Genomic DNA, 17,974 nt, shown 5'->3' with positions numbered 1-17,974 from the left:
GGCTGAAGCCAGGGCCATCCCGATCCATGACAACTGCACAGCGACCGACCGACGCCGACGGGGCGCGTGTCCCGACGACGAACGAACACGCCGCCGGCATCCGCCCCGCCGACGTCGGTCACCCAGCGGCCCGGAACAGCCGCGCCCCCGGCCACCCAACGCGGGCCGGCGATGCGGCTGGCGCCGCAGTGCTTAGGCTCCCGGCCGTGGATCCCCGCCAAGTCCTCGAGCTCATCGCCGCGACCACCAAGGGCGGCGAGGGTGAGGGCTTGGTCCACCTCGCTCGCTTGCCGGCTCGTCGGGCGCGGACCGTTCCCATCCCCGGCGATCTCCCCGCCCCGCTCGTGGACCGGCTCGGGTGGCTCGACATCGCCGAGCTGTACAGCCACCAGGCCGAGGCGCTCGCCCGGGTCCGTGACGGACAGCACGTCGTCGTGTCGACGGGCACGGCGAGCGGGAAGACCCTGTGCTACCAGCTTCCCGTCCTCGAGACCCTGCTCGCGGACGACAAAGCGACGGCGCTCTACCTCGCACCCACCAAGGCGCTGGCCCGCGATCAGCTGCGCAAGCTGCGCGAGTGGCGCCTGCCCCAGCTCCGTGCTGCAGCGATCGACGGCGACACACCCACGCCCGAGCGCGACGCGATCCGGCGAACCGCCAACTGGCTCCTGACCAACCCCGACCTGCTGCACCACAGCCTGCTCCCCGACCACCAGCGCTGGGGCGACCTGCTGCACCGGCTGCGGTACGTCGTGATCGACGAGAGCCACGCCAGCCGCGGCGTGTTCGGATCGCACGTCGCGCTCGTGCTGCGGCGGCTGCGGCGCCTCTGTGAGCGCTACGACGCGGCGCCGACCTTCATCCTCGCGTCCGCCACCATCGGCAACCCGGCCGAGCACGCGAGCGCGCTGACCGGTCTCGACGTGGGCGCCACCGTCATCGACGGCGCCCCGCGGGGCGCGATCGACATCGGGTTGTGGGAACCGCCGTTCGAGGACGAGGAGCAGGGCACGCGCCGGTCCCTGCTGCGCGAGACCGCGGACCTGCTCGCCTCGTTCGTCGGCGCCGAGGTCCAGACCCTCGTGTTCGTCAAGTCACGCAAGGCCGCCGAGCTCGTGGCGATGTTCACGCGCCAGCGCCTCGGAGACGACCACCCGCTGGCGGACGCGGTCGCGTCGTACCGCGCCGGCTACCTCGCGGAGGAGCGACGCGAGCTCGAGGTCGCGCTCACCGAGGGGCGACTGCTCGGCGTCGCGGCCACGGAGGCACTCGAGTTAGGCATCGACGTCGGTGGCCTCGACGCGGTGATCCTCGCCGGCTACCCGGGGACGATCGCGTCGTTCTGGCAGCGACTGGGGCGGGCGGGGCGAGCGGCCTCCGAGAGCGCCGGCGTGATGGTCGCGGCCGACGACCCTCTGGATCAGTACCTGGTCCATCACCCCGACGATCTGCTGACGCGCGACCCCGAGGACGCGATCGTCGACCCGACCAACCCCTACCTGCTCCGGCCGCACCTGCGCTGCGCCTGCCAGGAGCAGCCGCTGGACGCGAAGGAGGCGGAGCGGTGGTTCGGACCCACCGCGCCGGAGCTGCTGGCGGACGACGTGGAGGCAGGTCGACTGCGCGAGCGGGGCGGCCGGCACTTCTGGGTGGGCAGACGTCGTGCTGCCGCCGAGGTGAACCTGCGGTCGGTCGGTGGCGACCCGATCCGGATCGTGGACGCGGCGACCGGAGCCCTCGTCGGTGACGTCGACGAGGCGCGTGCCCACACCCAGGTCCACACCGGTGCGGTCTACCTCCACCAGGGCCGCCAGTACGAGATCGAACGCCTCGACCTCGATCGGCGCCTCGCGGTCGCCCACGAGGCACCGGGCATCAACCACGCGTCGAGGGCACGGTCCGACACCGACGTGACCGTGCTCGAGGAACTGGACGCTTCGGCGTGGGGGCCTGTCCCGCTGCGGCTCGGACGCGTCCGCGTGGTCACCCAGGTGACGGGCTACGAGGTCTTCTACCCCGGCACCGACCGGGTCGTCGAGCGCATCGACCTCGAGCTGCCGCCGGTCGAGCTGCGAACGGTGGCGGTCTGGTACGCGGTCGCACCCGACCTGCTCGAGCGTGCGGGCGTCACCCCGACACGGGTGCCGGGGTCGCTGCACGCCGCCGAGCACGCCGCCATCGGCCTGCTTCCCCTGATCGCGCTCTGTGACCGGTGGGACATCGGCGGCCTGTCCACGGCGCTGCATCCCGACACCGGCCTGCCCACGGTGTTCGTGTACGACGGCTACCCCGGTGGGGCTGGACTGGCGGAGCGCAGCTACCACCGCCTCGCGGAGCACCTGCGGGCGACCCGGGAGGCCGTCGCCGGATGCGGCTGCCGGAGCGGCTGCCCGTCGTGCGTGCAGTCACCCAAGTGTGGCAACGGCAACGAACCGCTCGACAAGGACGGGGCGGTGCGCGTGCTCGATCTGCTGCTGTCCCACAGCGGGTGATGACCGACCGTGGTGGTCAGGCGACGTCGCCCTCGTGCATCCAGCGGATCACGTGGAGCGCCAGCGTGAACAGCACGAGGCTGGCCGCCATGAAGCGCACGACCCGATCGGAGTCGAAGATGCGCGTGATGACGCTGGTGAACCCGGAGGCCTCGACCTCCACCTCGCCGAGCTCCTCGGTGGAGTCGCTGTCGGGGTCCTCGCCGGCATCCCCGTAGTCCAGGAGCTCCTCGAAGCCCTCACCTTCGCCGAAGAAGTGCTCCTCGGGTTGGGCCACCTGGGGGCGAGGCAGATCCGGGGCGCTCAGCTCGGGGCCCGACCCGGACGGCGGCGGTGGCGGGGTGACGCGACGGGTGCTCCCTCCGGTGGTGGTACCGCCATCCCCACCGGTGCCAGCGGATCCACCGTCGCCTCCCCCATCACCGTCGCCATCGCCGGTCGTGTCGCCGTCCCCACCGGAGGTCTCGTCACCACTGGCACCACCCGGCGAGGGTGAGGAGGTCGGTCGTGGCGACGGCGGGGACCCGACCGTCGTCGCGCTCGGGGCGCTCGTAGCAGTGAGGCTCTTGCCATCGTCGACGCAGGGCGCAGCCCCGATGCCGTCGGGCCGGTGGGTGGTCACGCGGTACTCGTACTCGCCGGGCTCCAGACCGGTGTCGCGGAAGCTGCGCACGTCCGGAGCGAACTCACCGATGGGGTGCCCCCAGAACGAGGCGCCCGCCCGCCGGCGGTGGAGGCTGTAGCCCGACACGTCGGGCTCGGGCGCGGCACCCCAGCTCACGTCCACCCGGTTGTCGCCGGCGGTGAGATCCAGCGAGGGGACCGCCGAGGGCGGGTACGAGACGGTGAACGCGGAGCCGTTCCGCCACTCGCCTCGGTTCAGGCGCAGCTCGAGCCTCCAGCCGCCGTTGCACATCGGCGCGGCACCAGCGAAGAAGTCCGCGGGTGCGGCGGGGTCGAGGGTGACGCCACCGTCGCGGCGCGTCTGCTCACCGTTGCATCCCTCGATGCATCCCAGCGCGACCGCTTGCCCGATGGCCTGGCCGGTGCCGACCACGCGTACGTCCACCTGCTCCACGGGCGCATCGAGGAGCTCCCGCTGGGTGGTGACCTGGATAGCCGCGGGCGTCTGGATCGGTTCTTCGTCGGTCGGGGAGTCGACACGCCAGGTGACCGCCGCGACCACCGGTGCCCCGACGGTCAGGACGGCGACGCCCGCAGCGAGCACCGCGCACACGGCGCGGCGCAACCGGTGATCGCCCGTGGTGTGCACGTATCCCTCGTCGGCAGCTTCGGCGCCCGGGTTCCACCCCAGTTCGCCAGGTGGTGGTCCGGGAAGCCGGATGATGACACACCGGAGTCAGCTCCACTCAGTCCGGAGCAGCCCAGGCTCGCTCCTCGTCGCGCCCCGGCCGGACGACCACCGCGACCCCCTCCGCACGCCACCGCGCCACCACGCCGTCGCACCACCGCAGTGTGTCCTGATCGAGGCTCGTCCCGGCAGCGGCGAGCACGACCGCCCGCGGGCGCGTGAGCTGACACCGCAGCCACGCCAGCACGCGGCGCTCACCTCCGGACAGGATCCCCGCCGGGTCGGCGCCGCGCCCGGCGAGCAGGGGCGCCTCGGCGAGCGCGGCTCCAGCGGCTGCCGCTCCCCGGACGGCGGCGAGCTGGTCCAGGATCGAGACATCCGCAGCCACGGGTGCACCCGATACGACGCCCAGACCGCGGCGGACACGCCCGGCGGGTCCGTGCCGATCCAACCGACGGCCATCGAGGCGAACGTCGTGACGGCGCCGCTCCAGCAGGTGCAGGCCGATGCCGGTCAGCGGCGCCACCGCCTCGATGTCGACGAGGTCGGCCTCTCCTGGACCGAGATCGAGCGAGACCGGAGCGGGCTGGACGACGAGGTCCGCGCGGAGACGGCTCACGGATCACCACCGAGGTGCACGATGCGGTCGGCTTCGGTGACCAGCTCGGGGCGGTGCTCGACCACGAGGACCGCGGCGCCGCCCGCGGCGAGGCCGCGCACGAAGCGCGCGACACGATCCGGCGGGAGGTCGGACGCGGGCTCGTCGAGCAGAGCGAGCGCCGGTCGACGCGCCGCCACGAGTACCAGTTGATCGGCGCCCGGTCCCTCGCCCAACACCTCACGTGCCCACGCGACCGCGGCGCGGGCGCCGACATCGGTGGTCACGACGCGCTCGGCGTCGAGTTGATCGAGTCCCGGGACCCGCTGCCAGCTCCTCGCGACGCCACGCCTGGCCCGTGCCACCGCTCCGTGAGGAGGCTGCGCGCCATCGATGCGCACCGTCCCGGCATCGTCGAGCTGGCCGCCGATGCGCGCGAGGAGCGTGGACTTCCCCGAGCCGTTGGGGCCGACGAGCGCGACGACCTCTCCAGGAAGGACCTCGAGATCGACCCGGCCGCCCGGCAGCTTCGCGTCTGTCACGCTGAGGGTCGCGCCGGCGGACGTCGGCGGGTCGGGGGAGGTGGTCGGAACCAGCTGGCCGGAACGAGGCAGGAGTCCACCCGCTCGCACCCACAGCAGGCCCAGACCGGCGAGCCCCATGACGAGCAGCGGGGCGTCGCCGACGATCGGTGCCGTGGGCCAGATGATGCTCGGTCCCCACACGATCAGCGCCCCGACCGCCCCGGCCAGCGGATGCGCCCCGCCGACCAGCACCGCCAGGGCGAGACCGGCGGACAGCCGCAGCCCGTACGCCCCCGGCGCGACGGAACCGGTGACGGCCGCGCCTGCTGCCCCGGCGAGCCCCAGCACGGCCCCCGCGACCGCGCCGGCGACCCCCGCGTCGAACGCTGGGGGCCGTCCCAGCGACGCAGCTACGGCCGGGGCATCGAGCGCAACCGCCGCACGCGCTCCTGCGACCGAGGTGTCGAACCACCGCGCCACCACGACCGCCACCGCGGCGAGAACGAGCAGGGCGACGAGGTCGACCCGGTCGTGGCCGGTCAGCAGGGGGACGGCGTGGAACCCGCTCCCACCGCCCGCGCCCGGGAGGACGGCGAACAGGGTGACGGCGGCCGCCGCGAGCGCCAGGGAGGTGAGGGCCGACAGGGTGCGCCCGACCCGGCCGCCGACGGCGGCCACGAACGCTCCCGTCACGGCGCCTGCGGTGGTCCCGCACAGCAGCCCCAGCAACATCGGGAAACCGACCAGGCCGGCCGTGACGCCTCCGAGGTACGCACCGACACCCGCGACCGCGCCCGTTGCCAGATCGACCAGGCCGGCCCGGCCGAGCGTGATCCACGCCCCGGTGGCGAGCAGAGCGAACACCACGAGTCGGTTGCCTCCCAGCACCACCGGGAGCGGGGCGAACCACGCTGTCGCGACGGCTGCGACGACGAGGACGAGGATCCACGCGCGTCTCACCACGCGCGGCCCCACGCCTGGGACCTCTCGCTCCCACGCCACACCAGCAGCGCGACGACGAGCACGGCCACCCCGACCTCGCCTCCTGCTCTCGGCCACGCCGACTGCGCGACCGCCTCGACGGCGCCCAGCGCGAAGCCACCGGGCACGGCCCACCTCGGCCCGCCGGGGCCGAGCAGGGCTGCGGCGGCCACCGCACGGACCGTGAGCGGGGCGGCCTGCCCCACCCCGACGAAGGTGACCGGCGCGATGAGCAGGCCGGCCAGCACGGCGACGGCACCGCACAACGCCAGCACGCTGGCGCGGACGACCGCGGGGGAGAACCCCGAACGCTCCGCCGTTGGCGGCGACGCACCGACGACGCGGAGTCGCCTGCCCCAGCGTGTGTGGCGAACGATGACGGCGAGCACGACGGCGGTGGGCAGGCCGATCAAGAGGGCGACGACCAGCGGGACACCGATGACCGCCCCACCGAGCTCGACCGTGCCCTCGCCACCGACGAGCGGCTGCGGTCGGAACGCCCGAGTTGCGAGCCACCGCGCCGCCGCGGTCTCGAGCACCGCGGCAGCCACGACCAGCCCGATCAACCACGGCAGCCCGTCGCGGAGCCGGCCGAGGACCAGCGGTTCCAACAGCGCCGACAGCAACGCTCCCACGGTCAGGCCCGCGAGGACCGCGACCACGTCGGGCACGCCCACGACCTCGGTCACTCCCAGGAGGAGGCGGACCAGCACCCCGACGACCAGGATCGGGCCGACCGCCAGATGCAGCGTCCGGGTGGCGAGCGCCACCGTCGAGACGGCGACGCCCACCAGCGCGTACGCGGCGCCGAGCGCCAGCGCCGTCGAGACGAGGACCGCGGGGTCGTTCACGCGTGCGACGGTGCAGGCCACCCGACGAGTGGGCCGCGCTGCTCCACGCGCTGTGGGCCGCGCTGCTCCACCCGCAACGGGTTCGACCGGGTCGTCGGCACTCCCCCAGCCTAGGAGGGGGCGCGGTCAGCTCGTGCGATCCGTCCCGACCCGTCCGGAGCCGTGCGCTCCCGCCAGTGCCTCGGAGGTGGGCTCCAGCACCGTGAGGTCGATCAGGACCGGGGCTGTACCGACGCTGGGACGGCCCGGGATCGGTCAGGCGGTCGCGCCGCCGCGGGCAGAGCGCCGACCGTGCCCGCGCGCGCCGCTGACACGGCCCTCGACCGCAGCCTCGGGACATGATCGCGGACCTGCGTCGGCGGGGCGCGGTTCGTGGCCGCGAGACCGGCCAACGGGTGGACGGCGGGGCGCGCGGCCGCCACGGTGTCGCCACCCGATCGAGAGGGAGGCGGCGCCCCGCCCGGCGGATCGGCCGCGGGGGTGACCGCCGCCGGGGCGGGCGCCGCCGGGTGCACGAAGACGTGCACCGTTAGCAGGCGCTGTCCGTTGGGCACCACGGCGATGCCAACGAGCGTGTACGCCGGATCGAGGAGGACCGCGCGGTGGCTCGCGCTGGCGAGGAAGCCGTCGTGGATCGACGTCACGTTGGGTCCGCGACCGAGGTTCTCGCCAGCGGAGACCCAGCCGCTGCCGAACGCATCCTCCAGGGCCGCGGGCAAACGGGCGTTGTGGACCAGCTCGTCGCGCTGGGCCAGCGTCACGGCCCAGCCGTGCGCGATCGACGATAGGCCCGGGTCGAGCGAGACCGGTGGGCTGCCGCTGGCGCTGCGACTGCCGTTCACGAACGCCAACGCCCCTGAGACGTGCCCCCCATCGGCGACGGCAGGTGCCGCCGTCACGACGACGGCGGCCCCTGCTAGCGCCACGGCGGCGCGCGTCCACCTCCGTACCGCGGCCACGCGGAACCAGTGACGCGCCACCACGCGCCTCCCTCCGACGTGACCCGGCCCAGCCACCCCCGCCCCCCCCGCTCCGCTCCGCTCCGCTGCTCGCTCCGCCACGCCGCCGGGGTGACGGCCGCGTGGCCGGGCCACCGTGCCAGTTGGGCCACGGTGGAGGTAGCCCCGATGGGTGACGTCTTGACCACCCGTCCGGGGTGTGCGAGCCTCACCCGGCGTGTGATCGGGATCGCTCCACGTGTGGGCACCCTGACTCCAGCGCGAGCGACCGCTGGCCGAAGGCGGGCCCGCGGGGCCTGGCACGTCGCTCCCGGGTCGATGACGACTCGAGTCGTGACCTCCAGGAGGCCACCCGGTGAGCGTCCGATCACAACGAGCGAAGCGGAACCATCCCGAACGACGAAGGGGAGGTTCCCACGATGGAGGAGTTGACGAGGACGATCCGGCGGATCGCGATCCGCCTCGCCTCACTGGCCAGCCTGTTGCTCGTAGCCGGAGCGACCGCCAACTGGCGCTGAACGACCGGTTCGGTCCGCGCGGTGACGGGCACACCGCCACCACCGCGCGGACCGAACAGGCCACCGCCGCCTTCCAGGCCTACATCGGGCTCCTCGCGGCGGCGTCCGTCTCGCTCATCATCGTCGCCGTCCGCGCCGGCGCAGGCAGACCGGTCACGGCGCTGCTCTTGTGGGGGGCCCTCGCAGCGGTCTCCAACGCGCTGCCCGCCCCCGCCACGAGCAACGTCTACCTATCGATGAGCTCACCGGTGAACATCGCTATCGCCTACCTCTTCCACCCGCCCGTGGCCGGGGTCCTGGTCGGCGTCTCGGCGGTGTCCGTCTGGGAGCTGCGGGGGGAGACCAGGCTGTCGCACGCCCTCTTCAACCGCATGCAGATGGCCCTCGCCACCACGGCAGCGTCGGCGATCCTGCACCTGCGAGCGCGCCCGACCGCCGCCACCATCCTCCTCGCCGTGCTGGCCTACCACCTATCGAACTGGTCGCTCGTCGCGGTCGCCGAGCGCAGCGCTCGCGGCACACCGGTCCACCGCGCGGTCGCCGCGATCATCCCCGATCGACCGACGGCCGCCGTGACCTACTTGATGCTGGGTGCGATGGGGGTTGCGCTCGGCATGGCGCACGACCGCATCGGGGCGTGGGCGGTCCTCCTGCTGGCGCTGCCCCTGTTGAGTGCACGACACGCGCTGGTGGTGTCGCATGAGCTGAGCTCCTTGGAGAGGGAGCATCGGCGCCTCGCGGATCGGCTGGTGGACGAGCGCGACCGCGAACGCGTCCGCATCGCCGCGGACATCCACGACGTCACCTTGCAGAGCCTCAGCGCGACGAGGTTGACGGCCGAGACGATCGAGCACGCCGTGGGGAACGGACAGCACGCCGTCGCCCGCGAGGTCTCGCCTCGTCTCGTTGCAGGGATAGACACGGCGATCCAGAGCCTGCGTGGGGCGATCTTCGATCTGCGCAGCCGCAGCGTCGACAGCGACGGGCTGGGCAACACCATCCAGCGCTTCGCGCGGCGCTTCAGCCGAGAACAGAACTGCCGCGTGAACGTGGAGGTCGGCGTTGGTCGATGGGACGACATCTCGTCGTCCCTTGGCGTGCTGCTGCTGGAGAGCCTTCAGGAGGGCGTCGTGAACGCCCGTCGCCACGCCGCGGCTGAGGACATCCGGGTCGTGCTGTCGCGCACGTCGGATCGGATCTCGTTGGTGGTGCACAACGACATCAGGAACGTCGCCTCGGATCGCTCGAACGGATCCGGCCTCAGCCTGCTGCAGCAGAAACTGGCGTACGTTGGGGGCGGCTTGGACCTGGTGACCTCCGAGCGAAGCGCCACGTTGCGGATCGACATCCCGCTGCGTGGGCGGGACGTGTGACCGCGGGGAGAGGGCGGACGTGACACTGCGCGTAGCACTGGTCGAGGATCACCAGGTCTTCGCGGACGCCCTGACGACGATGCTCGCACAGGAGGACATCCAGGTGGTGGGTGTCGCGCCGAGCGAGGCCGAAGCCCTGCAGCTCGTCGCAGCAACTCGACCGGACCTCGTCATCGTCGACGTGACGCTCGACGAAGGTCACGACGGGATCGCGGCGACCGAGGCGCTGGTACGCGAGCACGAGCAGCTACCCATCTTGATCCTGACGATGCACGACGACGCGGACACCGTGACCCGGGCACTGGCGGCAGGCGCACGTGGCTACGTGCCCAAGCACTGCGGTCGCAACACGCTCGTCACTGCCATCGTGGCGGTCAGCCAGGGCTCGGCGTACCTCCACCCCAGCATCACGGGGCCGTTCCTGGAACGGATCGGGCCCCTAGCGGCCGAAGCCGCGTCGGAACACCGGCTGACCGCTCATGAGCTACGGGTCCTCCGCGCGGTCGCGCTGGGCGCATCCACCAAGACGGTCGCAGCCGACCTCGGCGTCAGCCCGGAGACGGTGAAGTCCCACCTGCGCCGTGTCTACGAGAAGCTGGGAGTGGATGATCGCGTCCAGGCGGTAGCGACGGCCATCCGCCGTGGGATCATCGAGTGACGCCCCCCGGTGTGATCGGTCCGGGTGGCGGGGCGGGGGGGATGTACTCCTTCACCTCGCCGATGCGCTCGGCGATGATCGCCTCGATGATCGCTCCGCCGGGCCCCTCGAGGACCGATGGCGGGATGTACTCGGCGTTCACCTGTGCCTGCCACAGCCTGAGCTGCTCGTCGAGGTCGAGACGCGGATCGACGTCGTAGACCGTCGCGAGCTGGTGGAACCGCGCGACGTACAGGTCGCGAGGGTCCCACGCCTCCCGTGCCCCGCCGAGCTCGTAGGTCCGCAGGATCCCCTCGACCTCGACGTCGACGAGCGCGTTCGCCACCTCGGCGGGAACCCGTGAACCGGTGACCCTGACCGCCTCGGCGACCAGCATCACGGCGTCGTACGCGGCGACCGCCGCGACGGGGACATCGAGGACGAGCGTCTCGAGTTCGGGGATGGCTCCGAGGCCGTGCTCGCGGTGGTAGCGGAGCAGCCAGTTCATGAGGACGGGCTCGGTGAACCACTCCTCCCGGTACGGGAACGCCAGGACGACGTTCTCGCTCGCGTCGCCGGCGAGCGTGCGGTACTCCGAGACGAAGGCGCTCGGCGGTACGAGCACCTGCACGTCCCAGTTCTGACGTCGGACCGCGATCGTCGCGCGCGCCGCCGGGGCGGGCGGACCCCAGAGCATCACCGCCCGGACGTCGGGTGCCGCACGCCGGAGGGCAGCGACCGACGGGCCGAGGTCCGCGGCATCCCCGGCTGCCTCCACGACCGCCTCGACCTCGACGCCGCCTCGCACGAAGCCGTCGAGGAGATCCTCGCGGGCGGCGTCGCCCTCGACGGGGTCGGCGATGAGCAACGCGAGGCGGTCGATGGCGCGAACGTCGCTGAGCCAGCGGCCGAGCGTCTCGGCCTGATCCACGGCTGCGGGGATGGTGCGGATCACGAGCGACGACGCGTCCGTCACGTCCCCGGCGAGCGCGGAGGGCAGCAGGGCGGGGACGTCGCGGCGGGTGAGCGGGCTGCGCGGGCCGAGCAGGACGCCAGGCGCCTCGGGCCCGACGACCGCGGTGACCCGTTGGCGCTCGGCCAGGTCCGCGAGTTGGCCGGGGAGGTCGACGAGATCGGCGTCGTCCTCGACGACCAGCTCGACCGGCTGGCCGAGCAGACCACCCTCGCGGTTGAGCTCCTCCACGGCGATCCGCGCGCCGTTGAGCATCTCCTGGCCGATGAAGGCCCGCGATCCGGTGAGCGGCGCCACCAGCCCGAGTCGGACGTGGTCGGGCGGACCGGTGCCACAGGCCGCCGCGGCGACGACGACCACGAGGGCGAGGAGGCGAGGGGTCCACACGCCTCGGAGCCTACGTGGCGTGTGCCCAGCCGTGGCGCGCGTCGAGCACAACCTGCCAACCGAGGACGCCTCAGGCGGCGGCCGCGACCGTCCGGTCGTAGTAGCCCGCCTCGAACGTCTCCGCGAGCTCGGCACGCAGGACCAGCCGCTCGGCCGCGGAGCCCTTCGGATGGCACGTCGTCAGGGTCAGCGACGCGTCGCTGGTGGGAGCGACGACGCTCCAGTCCTTCGGCGTGGTGATGTAGGGGTTGGCGATCCAGCCGGCCTCGCGGGCAGAGACCACGACGTAGCGGTGGTCGGCAACGGGAGTCACCAGCCACACGTCGTCGCCCGGGCGCATCTGGTCGAGGCGGTTGAACGGGCGGCCGTAGGTCGTGCGGTGGCCGGCGATGGCGACGTTGCCCACCTGGCCCGGAAGTGGGGTGTTGGGGTAGTGGCCCGCTCCGGCGCGCAGCGCGGACGGCGACGTCCCCTCGACGACGAGGGTCGCGACGTCGAGCTTGGGCAGGACGATCTTGGTCAGCGGCTTGCCCGTCTCACCCGCGACCTCCGCCTCCCACTCCTCGAACGAGGCGACCTGGATCTCGTCGAACTCCTCCTGCAACCCCTTCTGGACCACCTGGCTGGTGTAGACGTCGGTGATGAACGGGTAGGCGAACATGCCGACGCCGGCCAGGAAGAGCACGATCGTCAGCCCGGACAGCGTCGCGCGGCCGATCCGGCGGCGACGGAACGCGTCGATGAGGAACCCGGTGGCACTGGTCCGACGTTGCCGGACCGGGTCCGCCATCGCGAAACCGAGCGGTTCCGCGGAGACGACGCCGTCGTCGGCGCCGTCGTCGGGAGGTGGCTGCGTCATGTCCGGCTGCTCCTCACGTTCCGTTCGGCGGTCCGTCCGCCGTGGTCGGGCCGAGCGCGCTGGGTCTGGTTCCGGCATCCTGGGGAGCACCGGAACGCTCAACACGCCCCCCTCGCGTGCCGACAACAACGACGACGGTACCGCTGGAGTTTCGCGGCTCGTGCGCCGACACGCGAACCGGGGACCGTTCCGACGACCCGAGGGCCGTGCCGACCGCAGGAGCTCGTGTGACCGCCGAGACCCTCGCCCCCCGTGGCGCAGCGACCGCCCTGCGTCGTCTGGTCGACAACGTCGAGCAAGTCGTCACCGGCAAGCGACGCGTGGTCGAACTCGCGATCGTCGCCCTGGCCTCAGGCGGGCACCTGCTGTTGGAGGACGTCCCGGGGGTCGGCAAGACCGTCCTCGCGCGATCGCTGGCCCGCTCCATCGACGGAGGCTTCGCCCGGGTCCAGGGAGCACCGGACCTGCTGCCAGCCGACGTCACCGGCTCGAGTATCTACGTCCAGCACCTCCGGGAGTTCGAGTTCGTCCCCGGACCGCTGTTCGCGAACGTCGTCCTCGTCGACGAGCTCAACCGCACCACCCCGCGCACGCAGGCAGCGCTGCTCGAGGCCATGGAGGAGCACCAGGTCACCGTCGACGGCATCAGTCACGAGCTGCCTCACCCGCACTTCGTCGTCGCCACGCAGAACCCCCTCGAGCACGTCGGCACCTACCCGTTGCCCGAGAGCCAGCTCGACCGCTTCGCCATCGCCACGAGCGTGGGCTACCCGACGACGTCCGAGGAAGCGGCGGTGGTCCGCGCGCAGGTGCTGCGTCACCCGCTGGAGTCGCTGAAGCCCGTGCTGACCGTCAGCGATGTCGCCCAGTTGCAGGAGCAGGTCCGTGCTGTCCCCGTCACCGACGAGGTGATCGCCTACGCCGTGCGGCTCGTGGACGCCACGCGGTCGCATCCCGCGGTGGAGCTCGGAGCCAGTCCGCGCGCGACGATCCAGCTGATCCACGCCGCGCAGGCGCGTGCGGCGCTCGAGGGGCGCGACTACGTGCTGCCCGACGACGTCAAGGCGCTCGCCCCCGCCGTCCTCGCGCACCGGCTCGTGGTCGGCCGCGGGCCCGGCGGTGAGCAGCCCGACAAGCGCGCGATCGTCGCCCAGCTGTTACAGGCCGTGAGCGTGACCGACGGTCGAGACAGGTGACTGCCAACCCGCCCCGACGCACCGGGACCTCCCCGCCCATCGGCGCGGAACCCGACGGGTGGGTCACGCTGCGCCGCACACGGACGCGCCCCACCCGACGAGCCGTGCTCAACGCGGCGCTGGGGCTGCTGCTGTACGGCGCTGGCGCGAACGTGAACGCGGGCTTCGTCATCGCGCTCGCCTCGCTGCTCATCGGCACGGTGCCGTTCGGCTGGGTCACCGCGCGACGTGCTGCTGGCAGCGTGCGGGTACGCCGTCGGCTGCCTCCGCGCGTCATCGCGGGGGTCGCGGGCGAGGCCGAGGTCGAGCTCGACATCGCGACCCCTGCTCACGTGGTCGTCATCGATCACCTGACCGGCACGGTGGGAACGGCGGAGCGGCGCGAAGGCGGGGCGCGACTGCACACCACCGCAGCACTCCCCCGGGGTCACGTGACCGGCGGCGAGGTCGAGGTCATCGTCTCGGACGTCTTCGGCCTCGTCGAGGCGAGGGCGACGGGGACGGTCCCAGCGGCCACGTACGCGTTGCCGGCGATCCCCGATCTGCACACGCCACCGCTGGATGCCCCGTGGGCGGTCGAGGTCGGCGAGGAGGTCGCGCGTGAGGGTGGGGGCCCCGAGATCCTCGGCGTGCGCGAGTACCGCCACGGCGATCCGGCTCGGGCGATCCACTGGCGCTCGAGTGCCCGCCGCTCGCGCCTGGTCGTCCGTGAGTTCGCCGACGAAGCCCTCCCAGGGGTTCGCGTCGACGTCGCGGCCGCGACCTGGGACCGCGCGAGCCTCGACCGCGCGGCCGAACTCGTGTGCGGCATCGCCGAGGACGTCCGCGGCGGGGGGTACCCCGTCGAGGTCGGTGTCGACGGGACCGCTGTCGGTTGGGGCACCACAGCGCGGAACCACCTCGCCCTCCTCCCACCGCACGCGGGCGCTGCGGCGCGCCCGTTGGCGCATCCCCCTCCGAGTCGGACGCGGGTCACGATCACGCTGACTCCCGCGACGGAAGGTGTGGGCATCACCGTCGCCGCGGCAGGCGCCTTCCGCGACCTCGGCACGGTGCCCAACGATCTGCCGCTCGCCGCCGTCGGCGGCTGGTTCTCGTTCCACGCCGGGGAGCGCTGAGTTGGGTCGGCTGCTGGAGGGCTACCGGCGCGTGAACCGCACCAGGCGGGTTGAGGACTCGGTCGGGTTGCGCGTCGCCGTCCTCGTCGCCGTCGAGATCGCGGTCCTCGCCACGCTGGTCAGCGGGGCGGCACCGCCGTTGGACGCCGTTGCTGCCCTCGTGCTCCTGCCCGTCGGGGCATGGGTGTCGCAGCGGAGGGCCGGCAAGGACAACACCCTCATCAAGCTCGCCCTGACCATCGGCGCGGCGCTGGCTCTGATGCGCTTCTTCGGTGACATCCGCTACGTCGCGAGCGTCGACGACACCCGCGGGCCGCTGGCTGCGCTGTTCCTCGGGGTGCAGGTGCTCCACGGCTTCGACCTACCGGCCCGGCGGGACCTGGGCTTCACGCTCGCCTCGTCGCTGACGCTCATCGCGCTCAGCGCCACGAGCACTCACTCGATGGTGTTCGCGATCCTGCTCCTGGTGTACGCCGTGGCCGCCGGCGCGAGCATGGTGCTCATCCAACGTTCCGCTGCCCTCCAGCGGGCCGACGAACTGCGCGACCGCGAACGACTCGGACGGCTCGTCCCGAGCGACCGTCCCGAACCCGCCCCGACGAACGTCGCACCAGCCGACGCCCCGCCGCTCGTGCAGCGCCTCGCCGGCGCAGGTGCGGGCACGCTGCGCGCCGCGCTGCCCGCCCTCCTGGTGGGCGTGCTCGTGTTCGGGCTTCTGCCGCGTAGCAACACGACCCAGCTCGGAGGTCTGCCGTTCAAGGGGATCCCGTCGCTGGGCCTGACCTCGCCGTTCGTCACCAACCCGGGCCTCGACGGTGACGGTCGGCTGCGCGGCCCCGGCGATGGCGCGCTCGGGTTCAACCCCACGGCCTACTTCGGCTTCTCGGAGTACGTCGACCTGCGCACGGTCGGCCAGCTCAGCGACGAGCCGGTGATGCGGGTGCGCGCCGACCGTCCGCGTCTATGGCGCGGCATCGTGTTCGACCTCTACGACGGCACCGGGTGGACGCGCACCTCCGAGCAGCCCGACCCGACGTACGGCACGCCGGTGCGGCTGGAGCCCGAGCCAGCGAGCCTCGCTGACCGCAGCCGGGTGGTGCAGACCTTCGAGTTGCTGGCCGACACTCCCAACCTCGTCTTCGCAGCGGCCGACCCCATCCGCGTCTACCTCTCCGGCGGCTCGGTCCACCACTGGGAGGACGGGACGATCACCACCGGGCAGCTGCAGAGCAGGGAGACCGTGTACTCGGTCGTCTCGGTGATCGATACGTCCCCGCCGGACGTCCTGCGCGCCGCCGACGGCGACGCTCCTCCCGATCTCGTGGACCGCTACACCCAGCTCCCAGCGGGGCTGCCGCAGCGCGTCCGCGACCTGGCGCGGACGCTCACCGACGACCAGCCGACCCCGTACCTGAAGGCCGAGGTCGTCCAGGCCTGGATCGGCGCGAACACCGAGTACACCCTGAACGAGGTCCCACCGGCTGGCGACACGGACCTCGTCGACCACTTCCTCTTCGAGTCGCGGCGGGGCTGGTGCGAACCCATCGCCTCCTCGATGACGGTGCTGCTCCGAGCGGCGGGTGTCCCGGCGCGCTTCGCCACGGGCTTCCAGCCGGGCAGCTACAACCCGCTGACCGGGGTGTTCGACGTGAAGATGTCCAACGCCCACGCCTGGGTCGAGGTGCACATCCCCGGGCACGGCTGGATCCCGTTCGACCCGACCGGGGCGGTACCTGAGGCGGTCGACAACTCCAGCGTCGCTCGCCTGCCGCTCATCTCGGCGTTCAAGTGGATCGCCGGGGCCGTGGCGGCGCTCGTGCCTGACCCCGTGCGCGACGCCGTCGCCGCCGCCGCTCGAGCGGTCGTCCGCGAGCCGGCTGCGCTGATCGCGATGACGACTGGCATCGCCGCGCTGGTCGCTGGGTGGTGGCTGTGGCGGCGACGACGCCTGCAACCGCCACCTCCGGGTTCACCGTTCGAGGAGTTGGCCCTGCTGCTCGGTCGTCACGGCATCGACCGCGACGCGTGGCAGACGCCCCGCGAGTACGTTCGTCGGGTTCGCCTGCACCGCCCCGACCTCCCCGAGGAACCGGTCGGCGTCCTGCTGGGCTCGGAGGAGACCCGCCGTTACGCCCCTCACCACGCTCGTCCGTCGCCGGACACCGAGGATCGGGCGCTCCGCGAGATCGAGGCGGCGCTCGAGCGCACTCTCCAGCCCACCCGCTGATCAGGCGCGGCAGCGGGCGGCACGAGCGTCGCCGATGCGGTGGCCACGACCCGGCGGGCGGCGAACCGGGTGACGACCACGGCGGGTACGTCCACCGAGACCGACACCTCGACCGTCCGCGATCCGGTGGCGCACGAGCACGAGCCCAAGCTCGCCCCGTGAGCCTCCGCGAGTGCACGTGCGGCCTCGATCGGGAGGCCGCGCGCGCGGCCGTGCGGGTGCGCGACCGCCGCTGCGGCGAGCGCAGCCGCGTCCGCAGCGGCCTGTGCCCGCACCGCGGCGGTGAGGTAGGCACCGAGGTCGAGCACGGCGACGGCGACGAGCATCACGGCCGCGAGTCCGCCCACGCCGAGCAGCGGGGCGCTGCCGTCCTCAGCGGGGCGGGTGCGTCGCCGCCGCATCACGGTGCGTCCACGATCGCCTCGACGCGGGCGACCGCCGTGCCGGTGACCGTCGGTGGTCCGACCGGCAGGCGCGTCGGCAGGATCACCTCGACCCGGACGAGGTCACCGGTGCTGCGCTGTCGCGGCGAGATCGAGATCCGCGCTGCCCGGCCGTCGACGGCAGCATCGACCGCCGCACGGACGGTCGCATCGTCACGGGAGACCGCGGCCGCTCGTGCTCCCTCGCGCGCGGCGACCTGGACGACGACGAGGTCGCGGGCGAACCCGACGGTGTGCAGGAACGCGAGCACGATGAGGAAGAACGCCGGGAGCGCGAGGGCGAACTCGAGACTGACCGAGCCGCCCTCGCGCCGCCACGGCGACGCGCACGGCATGCTCACGCGCCGACCAGGGCCTTGACCTTGGTGGTCAACGCCCCGAGCAGCTCCCAGATGGCGCCGCCGGATGCCCACTTGATCACGAGCGAGGCGATGGTCGCCCCGACGACGACGATCAGCCCGTACTCGGAGACGAGCGATCCCCCCTCGGCGCGGCTGCGGTGGTCGTGGTTCACGGTGGACCTTTC

Annotated in this window: 16 protein-coding genes; 6 read left to right on the top strand and 10 right to left on the bottom strand. The window is 72.9% G+C overall.

Annotation, left to right across the window (positions count from 1 at the left end):
- Positions 1-206 precede the first annotated feature (206 nt).
- Positions 207-2,492, top strand: a complete 2,286-nt coding sequence (locus tag KY469_07430; protein MBW3662916.1) for a DEAD/DEAH box helicase — start codon at positions 207-209, stop codon at positions 2,490-2,492.
- 16 nt (positions 2,493-2,508) lie between these two features.
- On the opposite strand, the gene KY469_07425 is transcribed toward KY469_07430, so the two are convergent.
- From KY469_07425 to KY469_07405, 5 genes are all read right to left on the bottom strand, one after another.
- Complete coding sequence (locus KY469_07425; protein MBW3662915.1) at positions 2,509-3,765, bottom strand: fibronectin type III domain-containing protein; 1,257 nt, start codon at positions 3,763-3,765, stop codon at positions 2,509-2,511.
- A 97-nt stretch (positions 3,766-3,862) separates the two neighbouring features.
- Complete coding sequence (locus KY469_07420; protein MBW3662914.1) at positions 3,863-4,423, bottom strand: hypothetical protein; 561 nt, start codon at positions 4,421-4,423, stop codon at positions 3,863-3,865.
- The gene (locus KY469_07415) at positions 4,420-5,889 is read right to left on the bottom strand and encodes an ATP-binding cassette domain-containing protein (protein ID MBW3662913.1); all 1,470 of its coding nucleotides are present in this window, start codon (positions 5,887-5,889) and stop codon (positions 4,420-4,422) included. Before KY469_07415 ends, KY469_07420 begins: the two co-directional genes overlap by 4 nt.
- Positions 5,883-6,758: a hypothetical protein gene (locus KY469_07410; protein MBW3662912.1), complete on the bottom strand. Its 876-nt coding sequence runs from the start codon at positions 6,756-6,758 to the stop codon at positions 5,883-5,885. The genes KY469_07415 and KY469_07410 overlap by 7 nt, the downstream gene beginning before the upstream one ends.
- 212 nt (positions 6,759-6,970) lie before the next feature.
- Positions 6,971-7,738, bottom strand: coding sequence for a CAP domain-containing protein (locus KY469_07405; GenBank protein ID MBW3662911.1), 768 nt, complete (start codon positions 7,736-7,738; stop codon positions 6,971-6,973).
- A 334-nt stretch (positions 7,739-8,072) separates the two neighbouring features.
- On the opposite strand from KY469_07405, the gene KY469_07400 reads away from it, so the two are divergent.
- Both KY469_07400 and KY469_07395 read left to right on the top strand, forming a co-directional pair.
- Positions 8,073-9,608, top strand: a complete 1,536-nt coding sequence (locus KY469_07400; GenBank protein MBW3662910.1) for a hypothetical protein — start codon at positions 8,073-8,075, stop codon at positions 9,606-9,608.
- 19 nt (positions 9,609-9,627) lie between these two features.
- A complete protein-coding gene (locus KY469_07395; protein ID MBW3662909.1) occupies positions 9,628-10,266 on the top strand; it encodes a response regulator transcription factor in 639 nt (212 codons plus the stop codon).
- Here the strand turns inward: KY469_07395 and KY469_07390 are convergent.
- Together KY469_07390 and KY469_07385 are read right to left on the bottom strand one after the other, a co-directional pair.
- Entirely contained in the window at positions 10,256-11,605 is a 1,350-nt protein-coding gene (locus KY469_07390) for an ABC transporter substrate-binding protein (GenBank protein ID MBW3662908.1), read from the bottom strand. The two genes, KY469_07395 and KY469_07390, sit on opposite strands and share 11 nt — an antisense overlap.
- Positions 11,606-11,675: 70 nt before the next feature.
- Positions 11,676-12,464, bottom strand: coding sequence for a class E sortase (locus tag KY469_07385; GenBank protein ID MBW3662907.1), 789 nt, complete (start codon positions 12,462-12,464; stop codon positions 11,676-11,678).
- Between the two features lie 227 nt (positions 12,465-12,691).
- Between KY469_07385 and KY469_07380 the strand changes: the two genes are divergently transcribed.
- From KY469_07380 to KY469_07370, 3 genes are read left to right on the top strand one after another with little or no spacing between them, the layout of a single operon-like run.
- Positions 12,692-13,660 carry a MoxR family ATPase gene (locus KY469_07380; protein MBW3662906.1) on the top strand — a complete coding sequence of 323 codons (969 nt, stop codon included), beginning with the start codon at positions 12,692-12,694 and terminating at the stop codon, positions 13,658-13,660.
- Positions 13,657-14,778, top strand: a complete 1,122-nt coding sequence (locus KY469_07375) for a DUF58 domain-containing protein (protein ID MBW3662905.1) — start codon at positions 13,657-13,659, stop codon at positions 14,776-14,778. Before KY469_07380 ends, KY469_07375 begins: the two co-directional genes overlap by 4 nt.
- A gap of 1 nt (position 14,779) precedes the next feature.
- On the top strand, positions 14,780-17,005 hold the full coding sequence (locus tag KY469_07370) for a DUF3488 domain-containing protein (protein ID MBW3662904.1): 2,226 nt from the start codon (positions 14,780-14,782) through the stop codon (positions 17,003-17,005).
- Here the strand turns inward: KY469_07370 and KY469_07365 are convergent.
- Genes KY469_07365 through KY469_07355 form a run of 3 tightly spaced genes read right to left on the bottom strand, consistent with a single transcriptional unit; the run spans position 16,915 to position 17,962 of the window.
- Positions 16,915-17,406, bottom strand: a complete 492-nt coding sequence (locus tag KY469_07365; protein MBW3662903.1) for a hypothetical protein — start codon at positions 17,404-17,406, stop codon at positions 16,915-16,917. The two genes, KY469_07370 and KY469_07365, sit on opposite strands and share 91 nt — an antisense overlap.
- The gene (locus tag KY469_07360) at positions 17,406-17,789 is read right to left on the bottom strand and encodes a pilus assembly protein (GenBank protein ID MBW3662902.1); all 384 of its coding nucleotides are present in this window, start codon (positions 17,787-17,789) and stop codon (positions 17,406-17,408) included. Before KY469_07360 ends, KY469_07365 begins: the two co-directional genes overlap by 1 nt.
- A complete protein-coding gene (locus KY469_07355; protein ID MBW3662901.1) occupies positions 17,786-17,962 on the bottom strand; it encodes a hypothetical protein in 177 nt (58 codons plus the stop codon). Before KY469_07355 ends, KY469_07360 begins: the two co-directional genes overlap by 4 nt.
- Between the last annotated feature and the right edge of the window lie 12 nt (positions 17,963-17,974).

It is taken from the genome of Actinomycetota bacterium (assembly GCA_019347575.1).
GTDB lineage: Bacteria > Actinomycetota > Nitriliruptoria > Nitriliruptorales > Nitriliruptoraceae > JAHWKY01.
This window is presented reverse-complemented; position numbering and strand designations above follow the sequence as displayed.

Coding starts and splice junctions, on each gene's coding strand:
- KY469_07385 (MBW3662907.1), bottom strand. CDS start 12,464: ATGACGCAGCCACCTCCCGACGACGGCGCCGACGACGGCGTCGTCTCC.
- KY469_07365 (MBW3662903.1), bottom strand. CDS start 17,406: ATGCGGCGGCGACGCACCCGCCCCGCTGAGGACGGCAGCGCCCCGCTG.